General features: G+C 70.2%; 17 protein-coding genes and 1 pseudogene. 7 read left to right on the top strand and 11 right to left on the bottom strand.

All coding sequences use genetic code 11. The features are described 5' to 3' along the window. The 3 genes from ACGFSA_RS29735 to ACGFSA_RS29725 all read left to right on the top strand — a co-directional run. The coding region (locus ACGFSA_RS29735; protein ID WP_393309138.1) for a transposase at positions 1–570 on the top strand (570 nt) is incomplete at its 5' end. Between the two features lie 125 nt (positions 571–695). Continuing rightward, on the top strand, positions 696–1,205 hold the full coding sequence (locus ACGFSA_RS29730) for a DUF1259 domain-containing protein (protein WP_393309140.1): 510 nt from the start codon (positions 696–698) through the stop codon (positions 1,203–1,205). A 386-nt stretch (positions 1,206–1,591) separates the two neighbouring features. Beyond that, a complete protein-coding gene (locus tag ACGFSA_RS29725) occupies positions 1,592–2,521 on the top strand; it encodes a hypothetical protein (RefSeq protein ID WP_393309137.1) in 930 nt (309 codons plus the stop codon). Between the two features lie 567 nt (positions 2,522–3,088). Here the strand turns inward: ACGFSA_RS29725 and ACGFSA_RS29720 are convergent. The 3 genes from ACGFSA_RS29720 to ACGFSA_RS29710 are packed head-to-tail and all read right to left on the bottom strand — an operon-like array spanning position 3,089 to position 5,441. Further along, positions 3,089–3,958, bottom strand: a complete 870-nt coding sequence (locus tag ACGFSA_RS29720; RefSeq protein ID WP_393309136.1) for a phosphatase PAP2 family protein — start codon at positions 3,956–3,958, stop codon at positions 3,089–3,091. Beyond that, positions 3,955–4,779 (bottom strand): polyphosphate polymerase domain-containing protein, encoded by an 825-nt coding sequence (locus ACGFSA_RS29715; protein ID WP_393309135.1) that lies wholly within the window; start codon positions 4,777–4,779, stop codon positions 3,955–3,957. The genes ACGFSA_RS29720 and ACGFSA_RS29715 overlap by 4 nt, the downstream gene beginning before the upstream one ends. Beyond that, positions 4,776–5,441: a DUF4956 domain-containing protein gene (locus ACGFSA_RS29710; RefSeq protein ID WP_393309134.1), complete on the bottom strand. Its 666-nt coding sequence runs from the start codon at positions 5,439–5,441 to the stop codon at positions 4,776–4,778. The genes ACGFSA_RS29715 and ACGFSA_RS29710 overlap by 4 nt, the downstream gene beginning before the upstream one ends. 170 nt (positions 5,442–5,611) lie before the next feature. On the opposite strand from ACGFSA_RS29710, the gene ACGFSA_RS29705 reads away from it, so the two are divergent. The 3 genes and pseudogenes from ACGFSA_RS29705 to ACGFSA_RS29695 all read left to right on the top strand — a co-directional run. After that, positions 5,612–6,283 (top strand): response regulator transcription factor, encoded by a 672-nt coding sequence (locus tag ACGFSA_RS29705; protein ID WP_393309133.1) that lies wholly within the window; start codon positions 5,612–5,614, stop codon positions 6,281–6,283. 41 nt (positions 6,284–6,324) lie between these two features. Next, positions 6,325–7,662: an ATP-binding protein gene (locus ACGFSA_RS29700; RefSeq protein ID WP_393309132.1), complete on the top strand. Its 1,338-nt coding sequence runs from the start codon at positions 6,325–6,327 to the stop codon at positions 7,660–7,662. 533 nt (positions 7,663–8,195) lie between these two features. Next, positions 8,196–8,540: pseudogene (locus tag ACGFSA_RS29695) on the top strand (DNA primase); the annotation flags it as partial. Positions 8,541–8,739: 199 nt separating this feature from the next. Here the strand turns inward: ACGFSA_RS29695 and ACGFSA_RS29690 are convergent. Continuing rightward, on the bottom strand, positions 8,740–9,276 hold the full coding sequence (locus tag ACGFSA_RS29690) for an EF-hand domain-containing protein (RefSeq protein WP_393309131.1): 537 nt from the start codon (positions 9,274–9,276) through the stop codon (positions 8,740–8,742). 224 nt (positions 9,277–9,500) lie between these two features. Between ACGFSA_RS29690 and ACGFSA_RS29685 the strand changes: the two genes are divergently transcribed. Next, positions 9,501–10,271 carry an SDR family NAD(P)-dependent oxidoreductase gene (locus ACGFSA_RS29685; protein WP_393309130.1) on the top strand — a complete coding sequence of 257 codons (771 nt, stop codon included), beginning with the start codon at positions 9,501–9,503 and terminating at the stop codon, positions 10,269–10,271. A gap of 30 nt (positions 10,272–10,301) precedes the next feature. On the opposite strand, the gene ACGFSA_RS29680 is transcribed toward ACGFSA_RS29685, so the two are convergent. From ACGFSA_RS29680 to ACGFSA_RS29650, 7 genes are all read right to left on the bottom strand, one after another. Beyond that, positions 10,302–10,823, bottom strand: coding sequence for a DUF4240 domain-containing protein (locus tag ACGFSA_RS29680; RefSeq protein WP_393309139.1), 522 nt, complete (start codon positions 10,821–10,823; stop codon positions 10,302–10,304). Positions 10,824–10,884: 61 nt separating this feature from the next. After that, positions 10,885–11,856, bottom strand: coding sequence for a helix-turn-helix transcriptional regulator (locus tag ACGFSA_RS29675; protein WP_393309129.1), 972 nt, complete (start codon positions 11,854–11,856; stop codon positions 10,885–10,887). A gap of 163 nt (positions 11,857–12,019) precedes the next feature. Beyond that, positions 12,020–14,689 (bottom strand): pyruvate dehydrogenase (acetyl-transferring), homodimeric type, encoded by a 2,670-nt coding sequence (aceE, locus tag ACGFSA_RS29670; RefSeq protein ID WP_393309128.1) that lies wholly within the window; start codon positions 14,687–14,689, stop codon positions 12,020–12,022. 258 nt (positions 14,690–14,947) lie between these two features. Next, complete coding sequence (locus tag ACGFSA_RS29665) at positions 14,948–15,571, bottom strand: GntR family transcriptional regulator (RefSeq protein ID WP_366689827.1); 624 nt, start codon at positions 15,569–15,571, stop codon at positions 14,948–14,950. Positions 15,572–15,718: 147 nt separating this feature from the next. Continuing rightward, positions 15,719–17,491, bottom strand: coding sequence for a 2-oxoglutarate dehydrogenase, E2 component, dihydrolipoamide succinyltransferase (gene sucB / locus ACGFSA_RS29660; RefSeq protein ID WP_393309127.1), 1,773 nt, complete (start codon positions 17,489–17,491; stop codon positions 15,719–15,721). Positions 17,492–17,551: 60 nt separating this feature from the next. Continuing rightward, positions 17,552–18,940 (bottom strand): dihydrolipoyl dehydrogenase, encoded by a 1,389-nt coding sequence (gene lpdA, locus ACGFSA_RS29655; RefSeq protein ID WP_393309126.1) that lies wholly within the window; start codon positions 18,938–18,940, stop codon positions 17,552–17,554. Positions 18,941–19,322: 382 nt separating this feature from the next. Continuing rightward, positions 19,323–20,867: a leucyl aminopeptidase gene (locus ACGFSA_RS29650; protein WP_393309125.1), complete on the bottom strand. Its 1,545-nt coding sequence runs from the start codon at positions 20,865–20,867 to the stop codon at positions 19,323–19,325. Positions 20,868–20,925: the final 58 nt, after the last annotated feature.

Below are 20,925 nucleotides of genomic sequence, written 5' to 3'. Positions count from 1 at the left end.
GTCGCGGTCAAGGCCTCCACGACCGCGCACCCGGGCGACGCCACGCCCGAGCGCCCGCCGTATTCCGGGCAGGGCCGCCCTCCCGTGTCCGCCTATCCGCAGCCGCACACCACCCTGCGCGCGCTGGCCCTGGCCGCCGGACAAGCAGCCACCCGCACCGTCACCTGGCGCCAGGGCAGCAAGGCCACCAAGCACAACCCAAACGCCGAGATGCGCTCGAAATTCCTGCCCCTGCGGGTCCGCCCGGCCAATCGATCCATCCGCCGCGCCGCCGACGGCTCCCTGCCCGAATGCTGGCTGCTCGTCGAGTGGCCGCCCGACTCCGCCGAGCCAACCGACTACTGGCTCTCGACACTGCCCGCCGACACCCCACTGCGCGAGCTGGTACGAATTGCCAAGATCCGATGGCGAGTTGAGCACGACTACCGCGAGCTCAAGGACGGTCTCGGCCTGGACCACTTCGAGGGCCGCAACTACCTCGGCTGGCACCGCCACGTCACCCTCGCCTCCCTCGCCCAGGCCTTCTGCACCCTGCTCAGACTCGACCCAAAAGCCCCTGCGCCGGCCTGACCCTCTACGCGGTCCTCCGCGAACTCCAGGCCCTCCTGGCCACCTGGACCGGCGCCTGCTCCATATGCGGCCAACCTGCCCCGACACCCGAACCCCACCACAGAACCTAACAAAGCCCTACTAGGCTGTGTCTACAGGACCGGGGGCGAATTGCGGCCGAGTGCACCGCATTTGATCGCCCCGTTCGCGGCAGCTGCGCTCACCGTCCCGGTCGCCGGCACACTGCGGCGATCGACAAGGCCATGGGCGTCAAGGGCACGAACGACGGCGGGATCTACAAGTTCACCTTCGCTCGGAAGGGGGCCGTCACCATGCACGGCAAGGTGGTGCCGCCGGCGATGGGGGTGACCACGGCGACCAACTTCCAGCCCACAGGAGGTGGCAAGGCCGCCGTCAACGGCGACTTCGCCATGACCGCCGACGAGGTCCAGAAGGTCACCAAGGCCCTGCGCTCCGGCGGCATCGACATCGTCGAGCTGCACAACCACGCCCTGGACGACAACCCACGTCATCCAGCCCGACCAGGACGGCGGATTCATCGACCTCCTGACCTCCACTCAGGTGATCCTCACCCTTGTCGTCGCGCTGATCGCGGTGGCCTTGTTGGTCTCCCAGTCGTGGGCGGGACGACGTGACAAGTCCATGAGGGAGGAGGACCACAAGGAGACCGGGTGGCCGAAACCCGCCCTGCCATAGGTGCCTGCCCCGTGGGCTCGCGGGTGGTGGGTCCTTGTGAGTGCTGGCGTTTCGTCAGCGGTGCTTGTAGACGTGCCATACCCCGCCGAGGCGACCTGCCCGGCGTCGTCACGATCGGAATCCTCCAGGCCCGCGGTATCCATTTTGTCGCCGTGGCCACCGGAGCCGCCCTCGTCCTGGCGCTGCTCGGCTTCCTGCCGGCCCTCTCGCTGGGGCCGCTCGTGGAAGGAGAGGCCCGCCGGGACGCGTTCCCAGGTCGGGCGTACTCAGCTACGGCGAAGGACACTGTTGCCGACTGTCCGCCCTGCCGTGATGAGGGGCCCCGATGGCGTACTACGCCACCAGCCTGATCGTCGCCCTGGTGCTGCTGCTCGCCGCGAACACCAGCTTCGGCGGACTGCCGGTGCTCATGAGCCTGCTCGCCCGCGACCACCGTCTGCCCCACCTCTTCGGGCTGCGCGCCGAGCGGCCCGTATACCGCTGCGGCGTCACGGCGCTGGCCCTGCTGGCAGCGGTGCTGCTCATCGCGGTCGACGCCGACACCCACCGGCTGATCCCCCTCTTCGCGATCGGCGTGTTCATCGGCTTCACCCTCAGCCAAGCCGGCCTCGTCCGGCACTGGGCGACCCAGAAACCGGCGGGATGGAAGCGCCGCGCGCTGATCAACGGCACCGGGGCCCTGCTCACCACCCTCGCCGGCCTCATCCTGCTCACCACGAAGTTCCTGGAGGGCGCCTGGGTTGTCGTGATCGCAGTCCCGCTGCTCATGCTGCTGTTCGCCCGCATCCAGCGCTACTACACGGCCGTGGGCGACGAACTCGAACTGGGCCGGATTCCGGAGCCACCGGACCGCCGCACCGCGAGTCTGGTGATCGTCCCCCTGGGCGAGGTCAGCAAGCTCGCCCGGCACGCAGTCAGCGCCGCCCTCGCCCTGGGTGACGAGGTCGTCGCGGTCGCCGTCCAGGCCGACCCCGCCAAGACGCAGGCCCTCCAGGACGCGTGGGAGCGCTGGAACCCGGGCGTACGGCTCGACATCATCGACAGCCCGCACCACTCCCTCGTGCAGCCGATCGTCGACTATGTGCAGCGTGCTGCTCAGGACGGGCGGCAGATCGCCGTCCCCATCCCCGAGGTCGAACCCCTCCACCGCCGCTACGAGATCCTCCAGAACCAGCGCGGTCTCCTGCTCGCCACCGTCCTGAGGGCCCGCACCGACGTGGTGGTGTGCATGCTGCCGTACCGACTCTGCGTGTGAGGACCACAGCAGCCGACTCCAGCCTTATGTGCGCCCGAACTGCGCCGGCTCTTCGGCTGCCCGCTCCTTCTCGCCGTCATCACGATCGCGTGCACCGCCATCCACCGCTTCCGCCGCAACGGCCGGCTGTGACACTCGTGCTCGACGGCCGCCGACGGGGGAGCCACTTTACGGATGTGCACGAGCGGTGCTGCCGACGATGCGCCTGCCAGGCCTAACTGGCCACAGCCTGTTGGGAGAAGCCGTTCAAGATCTTCTCCCAGATTTCTCCCAAATGATCTCCGGAAACCACTCAGGGGCCTGATCCACCGAGTGGATCAGGCCCCTGACCTGAGCTGTCGGGGTGGCGGGATTTGAACCCGCGACCTCTTCGTCCCGAATGAGGATCGGTCGAGATCGATACCTGCCTGTTCGGTATTTACGCAGGTCAGGGTGTTGGGCTCGATGGTTCTCGCGTGGTGTGGGGAGGGCTTGGGGGAGCAGATCGGCTCCCAGACGGCTCCCAGAAGAGGTTGGAGAAGGTGACGGCGGCCGGGTCACCCCCGCCGCGGCCCAGGGGGCACGGTGTCAGCGTGCGCCGACCGCCAGCTCGTAGTCGCCGATGAGGTCTCCGAGCAGGGTTCCGGCGAGGATGTCGCTGGGGACGTGACCGGCCATGTAGACGCGGGAGTAGACGACTTCGTCCTGCATCCACTCGTAGTCCGTGGTGCGGTGCGGGGCGAGGGCGCTGAGCAGGGTGACCGCGGCGGCAGAGCGTGCGGCGTGCCGGGAGGGGTAGGAGTAGGGGCCCTTGGCACCGGCCTTGAGGTGCTTGTCGGGGCGCAGGGAGGGGTCCAGGACGAACGGCGCGGGCTGCTTGTCCTTGGCGGCCACCTGGTCGCTGACGGTCTTGGCCATCTTCAGGGCGGCCTTGAGCTGTGCCTTCTCCGCGGCGCCCTGGGCGGCGGAGATCAGTTCGCGCTGGTCGTGGAGGTAGAGCTTCCAGATGTCCTTCTTGCCGTAGGTCTCCAGCCAGGTGGCGGCCTTCTTCCTGGCGGCGGTACGGGTCTTGGCGAGTTGCTGGACCTGGTGGAGTTCGGCGGTACGGGTCTGCGCGGAGGGCGGCGCGGGGATCTGCCGGGCGGCCCAGGCGGCGAACGCCTTGTCGTCGCGGGTGGTGCCGTGTTGGGCCTTCCACTGGGCGAAGAGTTTGTCCGCCTTGGTGTGCTGGGCCGCGACCTGCTTGCCGAGCGGGGCGATCTCCGTGTCGGTGAAGAGGGCCGGCGGCGGGTTCTGCTTGATGAGGGCGGTCGCTCCGGGCTTCTTGTGTTTGGCGGAGGTGAACGCGGAGGCTGTTGCCCCGATCATCTGCGGTTGCAGCAGGCCGAAGGCGGCGGCCGCGACGGCGACGATCGCGATGACGGCGTACGGCCACTTGATGCTGCGCAGGACGTTCATGCGGCGTGGGTCCTTTCGAGGTGCGGTGCCGTCACCGGTTGCCGGTCGGTCCGGAAGTGGGTGCGGGCGAGGTGGCGTACGTCGTTGTCGGGCAGACCGGGGGTGAGCAGGGACTGGCCGACGATGTACTTGCTGAGGGAAACGGGCCGGGCGCCGAGGCGCAGCAGCAGCCGGTCGGCAGGTGCGGGCCGTAGGCCGCCCTTGGTCTCGACGAGGACGTGACCGGGGTCGAGGCCGGCGGTGCGGTCGCCGTGGTGGCAGGTGAGGATGCCGTCGAGGGTGACGCGGGTGCCGTGGTGGAGGTCGGCGAGGGCGGCGCGGACGTACCGGATCTCGGTGGCGGGGGACAGGGCGGAGGCCCGGACGGGGATCCCGGCCTGTCGCAGTACGTCGTCGACGAACTCCGCGGCCGGTGCGTCGAGTCGGCCGTATGCGGGGGCCGGGATCGTGAGTGCGTGCTTGACCGTGGCGCCGCGGCCGTCCTTGGTCTTCACCTCCGCCCGGCACAGTCCGTCCTCCGCGTACAGGCGCGTGCGGACCTTCCAGCGGTGGCGGCGCCGCTGGATGTGGGCGCGCCAGGCGCCGAGCTGCGGGGTGTCGAAGTACGTGCTGAGGTAGCTGGTCGTACGCCGTCCGGCGAGGTCGAGGACCCGGTGGCTGTCGGCGAGCCGGTCGACGAAGAGGCGTGCAGCCTCGAGCGGGAGCAGGTACTTGCGGTCGGTGCGGTGCTGGAGTGCGGCTGCCGCGTCGACCTCGGTGAGCGTCGCGCCACGCAACCCCGGGAGTCCGAGCGCGGTGGCGAAGGAGGCCGGGGCCGTCATGACGCTGCCGCGCTCTCGCGCGCGGTGGGAAGGCCGGTCTCCGTGGCGGCCGGTGGCTCGTCCGGCTGGGTGGGGTAGCGGGCGGAGACCCGGGTGGTCTCGCGTACGTAGTCGACCTCGTCGACCACGACGGACAGGGGGGCCTGGCCGAAGCGGAATGCTACGTCCTGGGCGATGAGACCGGGGTCGGGGTAGATCCGGTCGAGGGTGAGCTTGACGACCCGGGTCGGGTTGTACGTCCTGGGGTCGTCGACGACCAGCACCGCCACGAGCACGAGGACGTTCAGGGCGAGGACGAGCCAGCTCTGGCGCTGCGGCAGCCCGGTGACGAGAGCGATGACCAGGGCTGCGAAGGTGTAGGCGACATCGCGTAGGGTGAACGCCGCGCTGCGCAGCCGGACCAGGGAGAGGATGCCGAACAGGCCGAAGCCGACCCCGGCCGGGAACTTGCCCCCGCCGATCGCGCCCATCGCGGCGAACAGGCCGATGTTCAGCGCGGTCAGCACGAGCGGCATCTCCGGTGCGCTGGGGCGGCGCCGGTAGAGCCAGCCGACCAGGATCAGCAGGGCGACGACGTCGAGGCCGCCGCGCGTGATCAGGTCCCCGGGGGCGATGTGGTCGGTGATGGCCTTCGCGGCGAGCACCGATATCGCTGTGTGCATGGCAGTTCCTTCCCCCGCGGCGCACCAGGAGGCGGACCGGCCCCGGTCCGCGATGCGCTGCGACGTGAAGAACGCTAGGGATGGCGCATGAACAGACCATGAAGCCTTCTCGGCCGGCCGGGCCGGGTCCTCGCGGTCGGGCATCTGCGGTTCCGGTTAGCCTGGCCGCCATGCACTACCTGGTCGTCGACGACGAGACCCGCCTGACCGATCTGGTCGTCCGCTACCTCGGCGAGTCCGGGCACACTGCCGAGGGCCGCTACGACGGGCCCTCCGGCCTGGCCGCCGCCCGCGATCCCCGCCTGGACGCGGTGGTCCTGGACGTGATGCTCCCCGGGATGGACGGGCTCAAGGTGTGCCGCACCCTGCGCGGCGAGGGCATCGACGTCCCGGTGATCCTGCTCACCGCACGCGGCGCCGTCAGCGAGCGGGTCGCCGGCCTCGACGCCGGGGCCGACGACTACGTCGTCAAACCCTTCGCCATGGAAGAGCTGCTCGCCCGGCTGCGCGCGATCTCCCGGCGCTGCCCCGACCCGTCGGGACGCCTCCAGGTCGGCGACCTCGTGCTGGATCCGGAGCAGCAGCGGGCCTGGCGGGGCGACTGCGAACTCGACCTGCCACGCCGGGAGTTCGCCGTGCTGCACGTGCTGATGGAAAACGCGGGCCGGGTCGTCTCGCGGCTGCAGCTCTTCGACGAGGTCTGGGACGGCGAGACCGATCTGCGCAGCAACGCCATAGACGTCCACGTCTCCAAGGTGCGCGCCAAGGTCGACCGGGCCTTCGACCGCACCACGATCACGACGCTGCGCGGCCGGGGTTACCGCTTGGAGACCGCCCCGTGACACGGCCCGGTCGACTGTCGGCGCGTTTGCGGCGCCTGCCGGTGGTCGCACGACTGGTGCTGGCCGTCGCCGTCACCATGTCCCTCGTTCTGGCGGGCACCGCGGGCCTGGTCTACTGGCGCGTCGAAACCGCCCTGGACCGTCAATTGGACGGGGACCTGGCCACGTACCAGCAGAGCCTGGACCGGGCCGTGCGCGCCGGTGACGTACTGCCGCCCGGCCCCGATGGCAGTCTCCATCAGGTCCTCGACGCCGAGGGCCGGGTGCTGCACTCCAGCGACGCCCTGCGCGGTCAGCAGCTGCTCACGCCCGCGGAACGCGCCGCCGTCGCTGACGGTGCCACCGTCCGCCGCGATGTCGGCTCCCTGCTGCCCATCACCTCGGACACGCTGCGACTGCAGGCCAGGCGGGTCACCGCCGGCGGGCAGCCGCGCATCGTGGTCGCCGCGGTCCGGCGGGGCCATCGTGACGAGGCGCTGCGCGAGCTCCTGGCCCAGCTGGGCCTGACATCCGGGCTGACGCTGCTGGCCGCCTCGTACGTCGGCTACCGCACCGCCCGCGCCGCGCTGCGCCCCGTCGAGCGCTACCGCAGTGGCGCCGCCGCTCTCGCCGACAGCACGGGCGGGGCCCAGGACCTGCGCCTGGAGGTGCCCACGGACCGCGACGACGAGATCACCCGGCTCGGCCACACCCTCAACCGCATGCTCGACCGGCTGGACGCCTCCGCCGCTCGCGAGCACCAGTTCATCGCGGACGCCAGCCACGAGCTGCGCACGCCGCTCACCCTGATGCGGGCTGAACTCGACGTGGCGCTGCACCGGCCGCGCAACGCCGAGGAGTTGACCGACACGCTGCGTTCCGTCGACACCGAGGTCGGTCGACTGGTCAGCCTGGCCAACGCTCTCCTTGATCTGGAACAGCTCGACAGCGGTGAAGGCGTGCAGCGCAGCGCCATCGGCCTCGGGCGCCTCCTCGACGACGCCTGCGCCCGCTACCGGACGGCCGCCGCACGCGAGGAACGCACCCTCACCGTTGAGCACGGCGACGCCACGGTGCGGGTCGACCCGCGCTGGCTCGAACCAGCCATCGGCACCTTGCTGGACAACGCCCTGCGCCACGGCGCCGGTGCGATCCGGCTGCGCGCCGAGACCCACGGCGGGCGTCTGCGGCTGACGGTCACCGACGAAGGCCCCGGCTTCCCGCCCGACTTCCTCCCGCGTGCCTTCGACCGCTTCTCCCGGGCCGAGACCAGCCGCACCACCCCCGGCACCGGACTCGGTCTGGCTCTGGTCGCCGCGGTCACCGCCTCGCACGACGGCACCGCCCATGCCGAGAACACCGCATCAGGCGCGACCGTCACCCTCGACATCGCCTGCTGAGCGGAGCGCTGAGGCGCCGGCTCCGTCTTGGAGGAGGCCGCGGCTTGCTTCTGCGGTGGAGAGGCTGGTCGTGCCTTTGGCCCGGAAGCCGTCGACCGCTGCGTCCGTGAAGTCGGCTCCGGCCGGCTCGGATGACGGCCGCGCTTCAGAAGCGTCCGGCCGCAGTGATCTCCCCCTGCCACTTCCCACCCTGCTTGGGCATCGCGATCAGGCCCCGCCCTGTGAGCGCGTGGGCCGTATGGGCGAGCTCGGGGCTGTCTGAGGTGACGGGGCGGAGCCTTCCCCGGTGCGGGTGAGGAGCGCAAGCCGGCGGTCGTTTAACGGAGACCAGGGCGCATGACGATCGTCGTGCCGTCTGTGGTCACGTCGGCACAACCCGTAGCGGGCGCATCTTCCAGGGTGCGCTACCCGTCGGGAGCTGCCTGGGAGCCGGACCTCGAAGTCGGCTCCGCAATGGCTCCCAAAGCGGGACCGCACACCAGCTCAGTGCGTGGCGTGGGGTGTGTCGTGCGGTTTGAAGTCGTAGGCGCAGGCTGGAAGTTCTGAGCCGGTTCAACGTCTTCCCGCTCGAAGCCACCTACGTGGCTCTGAAGTTGTGGGACGCGCACGCTTACCTGCTCGACTGCTTCGACGCCACACCGAGGCTCGCGTTCCCCTCCCCGGAACTGGCCAGTGGCAGGAGCAGGGCGCTGGAGATCGTGGAAACGCTGGCCTCGTATCCGATGGTCGCGGTCAACGCGTCCGCCCTCTTCCGCGCGGTGTCCGGGATGAATGCGCGGCCCACGATCGTCTTCGACGAGATCGACACCGGAGTCGGCCCCAAGGCCGGAGAGAACGAACAGCTCCGAGGGTTCCTGAACGCCGGACACCGGCGCTCCCTGCACGGCCCACCTCACCGGTACGGATCCTCAACGACCTTCTTCGTGCACGCGCAGCCGTCGTCGGCTGATGGCGCTGCACCTTGGTGTCGCCGCTCGTGCCTTCCGCAGTGACGCCGCTGTCGGCTGATGGCGAAGCGCCGGGGCTGGTTCGGCCGGCCACGGCGCTCCGGTGTTGCGCGTGTTGCAGGTGGTGCGACTACAGGACGCCCAGGATCAGGCCGCCGGTCGTGTACGAGTCCTCGCCGTAGAAGAACTCCCGCCAGGAACGGAGGAGTTCCTGGCGGCTGATGGACCCGTCGCCGTCACGGTCGAGGGCGACGAAGCGCTCCTTTACCTCGGGAGCGGAGATCCCCAGCACGGTGGCGAGCTGCTGCCACTCGCTGTGGGAGATCCCGCCGTCGTCGTCGGTGTCGATGACGTCGAAAATGGCGTGAGGCACGCCTTCGATCAGGTTGAACCGACTGGTGTCCACCATCACGCTGTTCACAGCCGCGACGAACGCGTCCTTGGACAGCCGCTCCTGGCCGTTCGCATGCCGCCGCACCTCCGCCCAGAACATCTGGTAGGTGACAATCAGCGCCTGGCCTTCGAGGCTGCCCTTGTCGACCTTGAAGCCGGACAGGAGCCGGTCGACGACGCGCTGGTAGTCGGCCCACTCCACGTAGCCGTCCGCATTCGTGTCGGTCGCGTCGAAGAGCTTGTCCAGCTTCGTCGCGATCGTGTTCTCAGCCATCTTGGTCCTCTCTGGACAGAAACCAGGGCGTCGCAGCGCCGCGCACGCTCCACAACGCTCCGTGATCTATCCGTCACGTCAGGTGGTGAAGCGGATTTGAACCCACGACCTCTTCGTCCCAAAGTAGGTGCGCAGAATGTCATTGTGGCAAAACATGCCATCCAGGCGTACGGTGCATGTGAATCAGGAGAGTCGTCGAGGGACTCGGAACCAGGAGTGAACACATGAACCGCTACGAAGGCCGCCGCGTACTCATCACCGGCGGTGGCTCCGGCATCGGGCAGGCCACTGTCCACCGCGTACTCGCCGAGGGCGGCCTGGTCGTCGCCGCCGATGTCAACGAGGCCGGGCTGAAGGCCACGTACGACACCGCTGTGGCGGGCGGCACCGCGGAGCGGCTCACCACCGCGGTCCTCGACATCTCGGACGAGGCCGCGGTCCGGGCCGGTGTCGCTGACGCCGTGGCCGCGCTCGGCGGCCTCGACGTACTGGTCAACGCGGCGGGCGTCCTGCGCTCGGAGCACACGCACAAGACGTCGCTGGAGTTCTTCAACAGGATCCTCGCGGTCAACCTCACCGGCACGTTCCTGATGATCCGTGAGGCGATACCGGCACTGCTGGCGGGCGACAAGCCGGTCGTCGTGAACTTCTCGTCGACCTCGGCGAGCTTCGCGCACCCCTATATGTCGGCGTACGCGGCGAGCAAGGGCGGCATCCAGTCGATGACGCACGCGCTGGCGAGCGAGTACAGCAAGCAGGGTCTGCGCGTCGTCGCCGTCGCACCCGGGTCGATCTCCTCCGACATGACCAGCGGCAACGGCCCCGGGCTGCCGGCCGACGCGGACATGTCGCTCTTCATGAAGCTGGCCCCGGCGCTGGGCAAGGGCTTCGCCGGCCCCGACACGGTGGCGGGCGTCGTCGCGATGCTCGGCTCCGAGGACGGTGCGTTCATCACGGGTACGGAGATCCGCGTCGACGGTGGCACCCACTTCTGAACCCGGTGCCCACAGCGGGGGCGGGGCGGCTCAGCCGGAGCCGAATCGCTCCCAGAGCAGGGGAAAGCGTGCGGCCAGCGCCGTGTCGTCCTCGAAGCGGACGGGGACGCCCTGCGGCTCGGCGGCCTGCGGCGGAAGGCCGAGGTCCGGCGTGACGACGCCGGTGAGCTGTTCGTACGCCTCGTCGGCCGCATAGCCGAGATCCTCGGCGTCCCCGTCGATCTCCTCGTCGAACTCGTCGAGCAGTTCGGCGAGGCTGTCCGGATCGTGCACCGCCCCCTCGAAGACCTCCCGCCCCTGGCCGATCAGCCAGCACCGGAAGAAGTCGAAGGCGTCGTCGCTCGCGCCGCCGAGCAGCACGGCGGCGGCGCCCCACAGGTCCCAGTGGTACGCGCGGTTGTAGCGGGCCTCGAAGTGCCGGGCGAAGTCCAGCACGGATTCCGGATCGAGCTGCACCAGCCGGTCGACGAGCAGGTCGGCATGGTCCTCGGGGTCGCCCTCGGCGGCCTCGCGGGTGCTGTCGATGATCTCCCAGAACTCCGTCTCGTCCATCACGGGTCAAGCATCGGCCTTGGTGGCAGGCGATGCACGCGGAGACACCGAAAAGGGGCCTTCAGCGATAGAGGACGCTCAGCCGTTCGGCGGCAGCGGCGAAACGGTTCCGCAACGCGGGCGGTTCGAGGACCTCCAACTCCGGTCCCAGGGACAGCAGCTGGTCGTACGCGACATCCAGGGACTCCACGGGCAGGGTGACGGTGCGCCACCCGTCGGTGCCGGGCGGCCCGGCCGCGTCCAGTGCGTCCTGGACCGCCGAACGGTCCATGGTGTGCGGCAGTCGGCCTACCCCCGCCTCCGACACCCGTACCGTCACCTCGGTCCGCAGGATCGAGCGGGCGAACCGCGCGGCCTGCTCGTCCCAGAAGCCCGGCAGATCGAAGTCGTCGTCGCGTACGAACCGTTCGTCCGACACGGCCACGGCGGTGAAGCGGTCGATCCGGTACACCCGGAAATCCGTCCCGGCGCGGGCGCACACGTACCAGACCCCGGCCTTGAGGACGAGTCCGTACGGCGCCAGCTCCCGCTCGACCTCACCGCCCGCACCGCCGCGCCGGTAGCGGGCGCTGACCATCCGGTCGTCCCAGACGGCCTCCGCGACGGCGGGCAGCAACTCGGGCGTGACGGGCTCCTGGTACCAGCCGGGTGCATCCAGATGGAAGCGCCGGGCGGCGGTGTCGGAGGCGTCCCGCAGCGAGGGCAGCAGCGCGGCGGACACCTTGAGCCGGGCCGCGGACGCGGCGTCCTGGAGCCCCATCTCGCGCAGCGCGGACGGCAGCCCGGAGAGGAAGAGCGCCTCGGCCTCGCTACGGGCCAGCCCGGTGAGCCCGGTCCGGTACCCGCCGGCGAGCCGGTACCCGCCGGCCCGGCCCCGGTCCGCGTACACGGGAACCCCCGCCTCGGAGAGTGCCTGGGCGTCGCGGGCGACGGTCCGTTCGGACACCTCCAGCTCCCGGGCGAGCTCGGCGGCGGTCATGGCGGACCGGGACTGGAGGAGCAGCACCATCTTGATGAGCCGGGCAGCACGCATGGGGGCAAGTCTGCCGTGCCCTCCATGGCCGGGAGGCCGTTACGGCCTCCCCCAGGGCTGTCCCGTAGCAAAGACGCCCTCCGTCTCCGGACAGGCTCGAAGACCGAGCCCGCCCGGGGACGGAGGGCGGCACGGCAGCCGGGCGTACCCGGCTGCCCTCACCTCACAGTCCGTACTTCTCCCGGGCCTCCTTGACCGCGGACGCGGTCACCTCGCCGCGCCGCGCCAGCTGGGCCAGCGCCGCGACCGTGATCGACTGCGCGTCGACCCCGAAGTGGCGGCGGGCCGCGTCACGCGTGTCGGACAGACCGAAGCCGTCCGTGCCGAGCGAGGACCAGTCCTGCTCCACCCACTGGCTGATCTGGTCCGGCACCTGCCGCATCCAGTCGCTGACCGCGAGGACCGGGCCCGGTGCGCCTTCCAGCGCCTGGGTCACGTACGGCACCCGCTGCTCGCCGTGGAGCAGCGCCTCGTCGCACTCCAGCGCCTCGCGGCGCAGCTCGCCCCAGGACGTGGCGGACCAGACATCGGCCGTGACACCCCAGTCCGCGGCGAGCAGTTCCTGGGCCTCCAGGGCCCAGTGGATCGCCGTGCCGGAGGCCAGCAGCTGCAGGCGCGGCGCGTCCGCTGTGGCGGGCGTGCCCTCCTTGAAGCGGTAGAGGCCCTTGACGATGCCCTCCTCGACGCCTTCCGGCATCGCGGGCTGCGGCTTCGGCTCGTTGTAGACCGTCAGGTAGTAGAAGACGTTCTCGGCCTCGGGGCCGTACATCCTCCGCAGACCGTCCTTGACGATGACCGCGATCTCGTACGCGAACGCCGGGTCGTAGTTGAGCGACGCCGGGTTCGTGGCCGCGATCAGGTGCGAGTGGCCGTCCGCGTGCTGGAGCCCCTCACCGGTCAGGGTGGTCCGGCCCGCGGTGGCGCCGACGATGAAGCCCTTGCCGAGCTGGTCGGCGAGCTGCCACATCTGGTCGCCGGTCCGCTGCCAGCCGAACATCGAGTAGAAGATGTAGAAGGGGATCATCGTCTCGCCGTGCGTCGCGTACGACGTCGACGCGGCGATGAAGTCGGCCATGGCCCCGGCCTCGGTGATCCCCTCGTTGAGGATCTGGCCGTCCTTGGCCTCCTTGTAGTACATCAGCTGGTCGCGGTCGACCGGGTCGTACGTCTGGCCCAGCGGCGAGTAGATACCGGCCGACGGGAACAGCGACTCCATACCGAAGGTGCGGGCCTCGTCCGGGACGATCGGTACCCAGCGCTTGCCGGTCTCCTTGTCCCGCATCAGATCCTTGGCCAGGCGCACGAAGGCCATCGTGGTGGCCATCTCCTGCTTGCCGGACCCCTTCTTCAGCGCGGCGAACGCCCGCTCCTCGGGCTCCGGCAGCGCCACCGCGTGCACCCGGCGGGCCGGCGCGGGACCGCCCAGGGCCGCACGGCGTTCCTGGAGGTAGCGGACCTCGGGGGAGTCGGCGCCGGGGTGGCCGTAGGGCACCAGCCCGTCCGCGAAGGCGCTGTCCGGGATCGGGAGTCCGAGCAGCTCGCGCATGCCCTTGAACTCGTCGATCGACAGCTTCTTCATCTGGTGGTTGGCGTTCTTGGACTCGAAGCCCTTGCCGAGCGTGTAGCCCTTCACCGTCTGCGCGAGGATCACGGTCGGCGCGCCCTTGTGCTCGACGGCCGCCCGGTACGCCGCGTACACCTTGCGGGCCTCGTGGCCGCCGCGGGAGGTGTAGAAGCACTCGGCGATCTTCGCGTCGGTGAGCAGCTTAGCCAGCTCGGCGAGGGCCGGTTCGGCGCCGAAGAAGTGCTCGCGGATGTACGCGACGTCGCGGGTGGCGTACGTCTGGAACTGGGCGTCCGGGACCTCCCGGAGCCGGCGGACCAGCGCACCGGTGGTGTCCAGCTGGAACAGCTCGTCCCAGGCGTTGCCCCAGAGCGTCTTGATGACGTTCCAGCCGGCCCCGCGGAACGCGCCCTCGAGTTCCTGGACCACGCGGAAGTTGGCGCGGACCGGACCGTCGAGGCGCTGCAGGTTGCAGTTGATGACGAAGGTCAGGTTGTCGAGCCGCTCACGGGCCGCGAGGGCGAGGGCGGCGGTCGACTCGGGCTCGTCCATCTCGCCGTCGCCCAGGAAGGCCCAGACGTGCGAGTTCGATGTGTCCTTGATGTTGCGGTTGGCCAGATAGCGGTTGAAGCGCGCCTGGTAGATGGCCGAGAGCGGGCCGAGGCCCATCGACACGGTGGGGAACTCCCACAGCCAGGGCAGCCGCCGCGGGTGCGGGTAGGACGGCAGACCGTCGCCGCCCGACTCCTGGCGGAAGTTGTCGAGCTGCTGCTCGCTGAGCCGGCCGTCGAGGAAGGCGCGGGCGTAGATGCCGGGGGAGGCGTGGCCCTGGATGTAGAGCTGGTCGCCGGAGCCGTCCCCCTCCTTGCCGCGGAAGAAGTGGTTGAAGCCTGTCTCGTACAGCCAGGCTGCCGAGGCGAAGGTGGCGATGTGGCCGCCGACGCCGAACCGGGAGCCCCGGGTGACCATCGCGGCCGCGTTCCAGCGGTTCCACGCGGTGATCCTGGACTCCATCTCCAGGTCGCCGTCGAACGCGGGCTCGGCGGCGGTCGGGATGGAGTTGACGTAATCGGTCTCCAGCAGCTTGGGCAGCGCGAGACCGGCGCCCTCGGCGTGCTGCAGCGAGCGGCGCATCAGGTACGCGGCGCGGTGCGGGCCCGCGGCCTTGGTGACGGCATCGAGGGAGGCCGCCCATTCGGCGGTCTCCTCCGGGTCACGGTCCGGGAGCTGGTCGAGCTCGCTCGGAAGCTTTCCTACGGGGTCGGTCATGATCGCCGCCTTCCGGAGAGGAGGGGGGTGGAGAAAGGCCCTGACTGGCAGGACAGGGCGATGGGGCCGGTGGGCCCGCGGAGTGAACTGTAAAACGCTGATCGATGATCGATCAAAGGATGAAGGGCAAAACTTCTCGATATGAAGAAATTGGCATCCGGTGCCCTGTTTCACGGCACGGAGTGACGTCAGAAATAGGATGAATCCGGGCGCTCATCTGTACGACTGAGCGCCCGGTCACGCATCTGCGTACCTGCCTCAGGCGCGCGGCGCGCATCCCAGGACATGCGCCTTCACCAGCGCACCGATGTCCGGGTCCTTGCGCAGGAACGCGTCGATGAGCGCCTCGTGCTCCTCCGCGTACGACTTCTGGACCGTCCCCAGCCACCGGATCGAGAGCGCCGTGAACACCTCGATGCCCAGACCCTCCCAGGTGTGCAGCAGTACGGCGTTCCCGGCGGCCTTCACCAACTCCCGGTGGAACGCCACCGTGTGCCGCACCTGTGCCTCGCCGTCGGCCAGCCGGTCGGCCTCGTACAGCGCCGCCACATGCGGCGACAGCCGCGAGCAGTCCTCGCCGAGCGCCGGAGCCGCCAGCTCCGCCGCGATCTGCTCCAGACCGGCCCGTACCGGGTAGGACTCCTCCAGGTCGGCGGCGGTCAGATTCCGGACCCGTACGCCCTTGTTGGGCGCCGACTCGATCAGCCGGAGGGTCTCCAGCTCCCGCAGCGCCTCGCGTACGGGCGTCTGACTGACCTCCAGCTCGGTGGCGATCCGGCGCTCCACGATCCGCTCGCCCGGCTTCCAGCGCCCGCTGACGATCCCGTCCACGATGTGCTCGCGGATCTGTTCGCGCAGCGAGTGGACGACGGGCGGGGTCATGAGGGCTCCTTCGGGGAAACCGGTGCTGCCGATCCGACCGGTGCGGGCGAGGCAACCGGTGGTGTCTAAAGACAATACGGCGGCGCCCCCGCCCGGAAGGGTTCCGGACGGGGGCGCCGCTGGTGAGGCTGGTTACAACCGTGGTGCTCAGAGGCCGAGCTCGACCTCGAACTCGCCGGCCTCCAGGATCGCCTTGACCGCAGTCAGGTAACGGGCGGCGTCCGCACCGTCCACCAGACGGTGGTCGTAGGAGAGCGAGAGGTACGTCATGTCGCGGACACCGATGACGGTGCCCTCGGCGGTCTCGATGACCGCCGGACGCTTGACGGTGGCACCGATGCCCAGGATGGCGGCCTGGTTCGGCGGCACGATCACGGTGTCGAACAGCGCACCGCGCGAGCCGGTGTTGCTGATGGTGAAGGTGGCACCGGACATGTCGTCCGGGGTCAGGCCGCCGCCGCGGGCCTTGCCGGCCAGCTCGGCGGTCTTCTTCGAGATACCGGCGATGTTCAGGTCGCCCGCACCCTTGATGACCGGCGTCATCAGACCCTTCTCGGCGTCCACGGCGATGCCGATGTTCTCCGAGTCGAAGTACGTGATGGTGCCCTCGTCCTCGTTGATCCGGGCGTTGATGACCGGGTGGGCCTTCAGCGCCTGGGCCGCCGCCTTCACGAAGAACGGCATCGGGGACAGCTTGACGCCCTCACGGGCGGCAAAGGCGGCCTTCGCCTGGTTGCGCAGCTTCATCAGCTTCGTGATGTCGACCTCGACGACCGAGGTCAGCTGGGCCTGCGAGTGCAGCGCCTTCATCATGTTGTCGCCGATGACCTTGCGCATGCGGGTCATCTTGACCGTCTGACCGCGCAGCGGGGACGCCTCCAGCTTCGGCGCCTTCGCGGCTGCCGGGGCGGCCGCGACCGGGGCCGGAGCGGCAGCGGCGGCCTTGGCGGCCTCCGCGGCGGCGACGACGTCCTGCTTGCGGATACGGCCACCGACGCCGGTGCCCTTGACCGCAGCGAGGTCGACACCGTTCTCGGCGGCGAGCTTGCGGACCAGCGGCGTGACGTACGCGCCGTCGTCGACGGCGGCGGGAGCCGGAGCCACCGGGGTGACCGGAGCCGGAGCAGCGACCGGAGCCGGGGCCGGGGCGGCCACGGGCGCCGGGGCGGCGGGCGCCACCGGGGCCGGAGCGGCCACCGGGGCGGGGGCTGCGGCGACCGGGGCCGGGGCAGCCGGAGCCGGAGCCGGAGCCGGAGCCGGAGCGGCCACGGGGGCCGGAGCGGCCGGAGCCGGGGCAGCCGCCGGGGCGGCACCCGCGGCACCGATGACGGCGAGCTTCGCGCCGACCTCGGCGGTCTCGTCCTCGGCGACCACGATCTCCAGCAGCACACCGGAGACCGGGGCGGGGATCTCGGTGTCGACCTTGTCCGTAGAGACCTCGAGCAGCGGCTCGTCCTCCGTGACCTGCTCGCCGACCTCCTTCAGCCAGCGGGTGACGGTGCCCTCGGTGACGCTCTCGCCGAGCGCCGGGAGGGTGACGTCCGTACCGGCCACGGCAGCAGCCGGAGCCGCGGCCACGGGGGCCGCAGCCACGGGGGCCGGGGCGGCGGGGGCCGCCGCGACCGGCGCCGGAGCGGCCACGGGCTCGGCGGCCGGAGCCGCGGCCGGGACGGCCGCACCCGTGCCGTCGTCGATGACGGCCAGCTCGGCGCCGACCTCGACGGTCTCGTCCTCGGCGACCTTGATGGACGCGAGGATGCCGGCGGCGGGCGCCGGGATCTCGGTGTCGACCTTGTCGGTCGAGACCTCGAGCAGCGGCTCGTCGGCCTCGACGCGCTCGCCCTCGGCCTTCAGCCAGCGGGTGACAGTGCCCTCGGTGACGCTCTCACCGAGCGCCGGAAGGGTTACGGAAACCGACATGGTTTCAGTTGCTCCTTACGAAAGTGCGGAAGTAGGTCGGTCGTCGCGCCCGGGACTGGATCAGTCGTGGGAGTGGAGGGGCTTGCCGGCCAGGGCCAGGTGGGCCTCGCCGAGCGCTTCGCTCTGCGTCGGGTGGGCGTGGATGAGCTGCGCGACCTCGGCCGGCAGCGCCTCCCAGTTGTAGATCAGCTGGGCTTCGCCGACCTGCTCGCCCATACGGTCACCGACCATGTGGACGCCGACCACGGCACCGTCCTTGACCTGGACGAGCTTGATCTCGCCCGCGGTCTTGAGGATCTTGCTCTTGCCGTTGCCCGCGAGGTTGTACTTCAGAGCGACGACCTTGTCCGCGCCGTAGAGCTCCTTGGCCTTGGCCTCGGTGATGCCCACGGAAGCGACCTCGGGGTGGCAGTACGTCACCCGGGGGACACCGTCGTAGTCGATCGGGACGGTCTTCAGACCGGCCAGCCGCTCCGCCACCAGGATGCCCTCGGCGAAGCCGACGTGCGCGAGCTGCAGCGTCGGGGCCAGGTCGCCCACGGCCGAGATGGTCGGAACGTTGGTCTGCATGTACTCGTCGACGAGGACGTAGCCGCGGTCCATCGCGACGCCGGCCTCCTCATAGCCCAGACCCTGCGAGACCGGGCCACGGCCGATCGCGACCAGCAGCACCTCCGCCTCGAACGTCTTGCCGTCGGCGAGGGTCACGCGGACACCGTCCTGCGTGTACTCGGCGCTCTGGAAGAACGTACCGAGGTTGAACTTGATGCCGCGCTTGCGGAAAGCGCGCTCAAGAAGCTTCGAGCTGTTCTCGTCCTCGACCGGAACGAGGTGCTTCAGGCCCTCGATGATCGTGACGTCGGTACCGAAGGACGTCCACGCCGAGGCGAACTCGACGCCGATGACGCCGCCGCCCAGGACGATCGCGGACTTCGGGACGCGGTCCAGCTTCAGCGCGTGGTCCGAGGAGATGATCCGGTTGCCGTCGATCTCCAGGCCCGGCAGCGACTTCGGCACGGAGCCGGTCGCCAGGAGCACGTGGCGGCCCTGGACACGCTGGCCGTTCACGTCCACCGAGGTGGGGGAGGAGAGCCGTCCCTCACCCTCGATGTAGGTGACCTTGCGCGAGGCGATGAGACCCTGCAGACCCTTGTACAGGCCCGAGATCACGTCGTCCTTGTACTTGTGGACGGCCTCGATGTCGATGCCCTCGAAGGTGGCCTTGACACCGAACTGGTCGGCCTCGCGTGCCTGGTCGGCGACCTCGCCGGCGTGCAGCAGCGCCTTCGTCGGGATGCAGCCGTTGTGCAGGCAGGTGCCGCCGACCTTGCCCTTCTCGATCAGAGCGACGTCCAGGCCCAGCTGCGCTCCGCGCAGGGCCGCGGCGTAACCGCCGCTACCACCGCCGAGGATCACTAGGTCGAAAACGGTGCTGGCGTCGTTCGCCACGTCACGTCCTCCATGCATGTGCGCCGTACGCCGGGCCCCGTCGCTGGGGGATGACCGGCCGGTCGGCTGGTGTTCGGCCGCTTTTGTTTTCGGCCCTGTGGTGGGGGCCCTGTCCTGCCGAGAACCCATCTTCGCACTTGTTGACGGTGGGCGGGACGCGGGGCCCGGGTCCGGGACGGATGATCACCCGTTCCGGATGGTTACTGCTGCGTAGAGATTGGTAGGAGCGGCGCGAAGCACCACGGTGGAAGGGTGAGGGTGGGAGACGGGTGGGAGTGCGGATTTCGTTGAGAGCGAAACCTGTGCGCACCGTGCATCGATGCCGACGGGTGAACACGTACGGCCCCGGACGTATGCCCGGGGCCGTACGCACGGAGCATCCTCAGCCGAGGTCCCCGGCAGCGGTGCGCTCCGCCAGCTTCACCAGCGTGCGGACCGCGGAACCGGTGCCGCCCTTCGGCGTGTAGCCGTACGGCGCGCCCTCGTGGAAGGCCGGACCCGCGATGTCCAGGTGCGCCCAGGTGATGCCCTCGCCCACGAACTCCTGCAGGAACAGACCGGCCACCAGGCCGCCGCCCATCCGCTCACCCATGTTGGCGATGTCGGCGGTCGGGGAGTCCATGCCCTTGCGCAGGTCGGCGGGGAGCGGCATCGGCCAGGAGGCCTCGCCGACCTCCTCGGCGATCTCGTGGATGGACGTACGGAAGGCGTCGTCGTTCGCCATGATGCCGAAGGTGCGGTGGCCCAGTGCCAGGACCATCGCTCCGGTCAGGGTCGCCACGTCGACGATCGCGTCCGGGTTCTCCTCGGAGGCGCGGGTCAGCGCGTCGCCGAGGACGAGCCGGCCCTCGGCGTCCGTGTTCAGCACCTCGACGGTCTTGCCGCTGTACATGCGCAGCACGTCACCCGGGCGGGTGGCGTTGCCGGACGGCATGTTCTCGGCGAGCGCCAGCCAGCCGGTGACGTTGACCTGGAGGCCGAGACGGGCGGCCGCGACGACGGCCGCGAACACGGCGGCGGCGCCGCTCATGTCGCACTTCATCGTCTCGTTGTGACCGGCCGGCTTCAGCGAGATGCCGCCCGAGTCGTAGGTGATGCCCTTGCCGACCAGGGCCAGGGTCTTCTCCGCCTTCGGGTGCGTGTAGGCGAGCTTCACCAGGCGGGGGCCGTGGGTCGAGCCCTGGCCGACGCCCAGCAGACCGCCGAAGCCGCCCTTGGCGAGCGCCTTCTCGTCGAAGATCTGCACCTTGATGCCGTGCTCCTTGCCGGCGGCCGTGGCCACGGCGGCGAAGGACTCGGGGTACAGGTCGTTCGGCGGGGTGTTGATCAGGTCGCGGGCGCGGTTGATCTCCTCGACGACCGTGGTGGCACGCTCCGCGGCCGCCTTGAACGCCTTGTCGCGCGGCTTGGTGCCGAGCAGGGTGACCTCGGCGAGCGGCAGCTTGGCGCCGTTGCCGTTCTTCTTGTCCTTCGGCGCGAGCTTGTTCTCGCCGCCCTGGTACGCGGTGAAGGCGTACGCGCCGAGCAGCGCGCCCTCGGCGACGGCCTCGGCGTCCTCGACGGACGTGATCGGCAGCGCGAAGCCGGCCTTCTTCGAACCGGTCAGCGCACGCGCGGCGGAACCGGCGGCCCGGCGCAGTGCCTCGCCGTCGAACGCCGCGTCCTTCTCCGGGACCGGGCCGAGTCCGGCCGCGATGACGACCGGGACCTTGAGGCCTTCAGGTGCGGGGAGTTTGGTCACTTCGCCCTCGGCACCGGAGGCGCCCAGGGTCTCCAGGACGGTGGCGAGCTTTCCGCCGAACGCCTTGTCCACGGCCTCGGCGCCCGGTGCGACGACCAGGCCCTTGGCTCCCTTGGCGACGCCGACGACAAGTGCGTCGGCGCGCAGCGTCGCCGCACCGGCAGTGCTGAGAGTGAGAGCAGTCACGGTGGTGAAATCTCGCTTCCGTTGAGTTCGTTATCGGTCGAGGGGTGGGCCGACCGTG

Source organism: Streptomyces sp. NPDC048496 (assembly GCF_043200055.1).
Classification (GTDB): Bacteria; Actinomycetota; Actinomycetes; order Streptomycetales; family Streptomycetaceae; genus Streptomyces.
This window is presented reverse-complemented; position numbering and strand designations above follow the sequence as displayed.

What these genes read in the sequence shown, in the direction of transcription:
- ACGFSA_RS29725 (WP_393309137.1), top strand. Translation starts at nt 1,592, where the DNA reads ATGGCGTACTACGCCACCAGCCTGATCGTCGCCCTGGTGCTGCTGCTC.
- ACGFSA_RS29720 (WP_393309136.1), bottom strand. Translation starts at nt 3,958, where the DNA reads ATGAACGTCCTGCGCAGCATCAAGTGGCCGTACGCCGTCATCGCGATC.
- ACGFSA_RS29715 (WP_393309135.1), bottom strand. Translation starts at nt 4,779, where the DNA reads ATGACGGCCCCGGCCTCCTTCGCCACCGCGCTCGGACTCCCGGGGTTG.
- ACGFSA_RS29710 (WP_393309134.1), bottom strand. Translation starts at nt 5,441, where the DNA reads ATGCACACAGCGATATCGGTGCTCGCCGCGAAGGCCATCACCGACCAC.
- ACGFSA_RS29705 (WP_393309133.1), top strand. Translation starts at nt 5,612, where the DNA reads ATGCACTACCTGGTCGTCGACGACGAGACCCGCCTGACCGATCTGGTC.
- ACGFSA_RS29690 (WP_393309131.1), bottom strand. Translation starts at nt 9,276, where the DNA reads ATGGCTGAGAACACGATCGCGACGAAGCTGGACAAGCTCTTCGACGCG.
- ACGFSA_RS29685 (WP_393309130.1), top strand. Translation starts at nt 9,501, where the DNA reads ATGAACCGCTACGAAGGCCGCCGCGTACTCATCACCGGCGGTGGCTCC.
- ACGFSA_RS29680 (WP_393309139.1), bottom strand. Translation starts at nt 10,823, where the DNA reads ATGGACGAGACGGAGTTCTGGGAGATCATCGACAGCACCCGCGAGGCC.
- ACGFSA_RS29675 (WP_393309129.1), bottom strand. Translation starts at nt 11,856, where the DNA reads ATGCGTGCTGCCCGGCTCATCAAGATGGTGCTGCTCCTCCAGTCCCGG.
- aceE (WP_393309128.1), bottom strand. Translation starts at nt 14,689, where the DNA reads ATGACCGACCCCGTAGGAAAGCTTCCGAGCGAGCTCGACCAGCTCCCG.
- ACGFSA_RS29665 (WP_366689827.1), bottom strand. Translation starts at nt 15,571, where the DNA reads ATGACCCCGCCCGTCGTCCACTCGCTGCGCGAACAGATCCGCGAGCAC.
- sucB (WP_393309127.1), bottom strand. Translation starts at nt 17,491, where the DNA reads ATGTCGGTTTCCGTAACCCTTCCGGCGCTCGGTGAGAGCGTCACCGAG.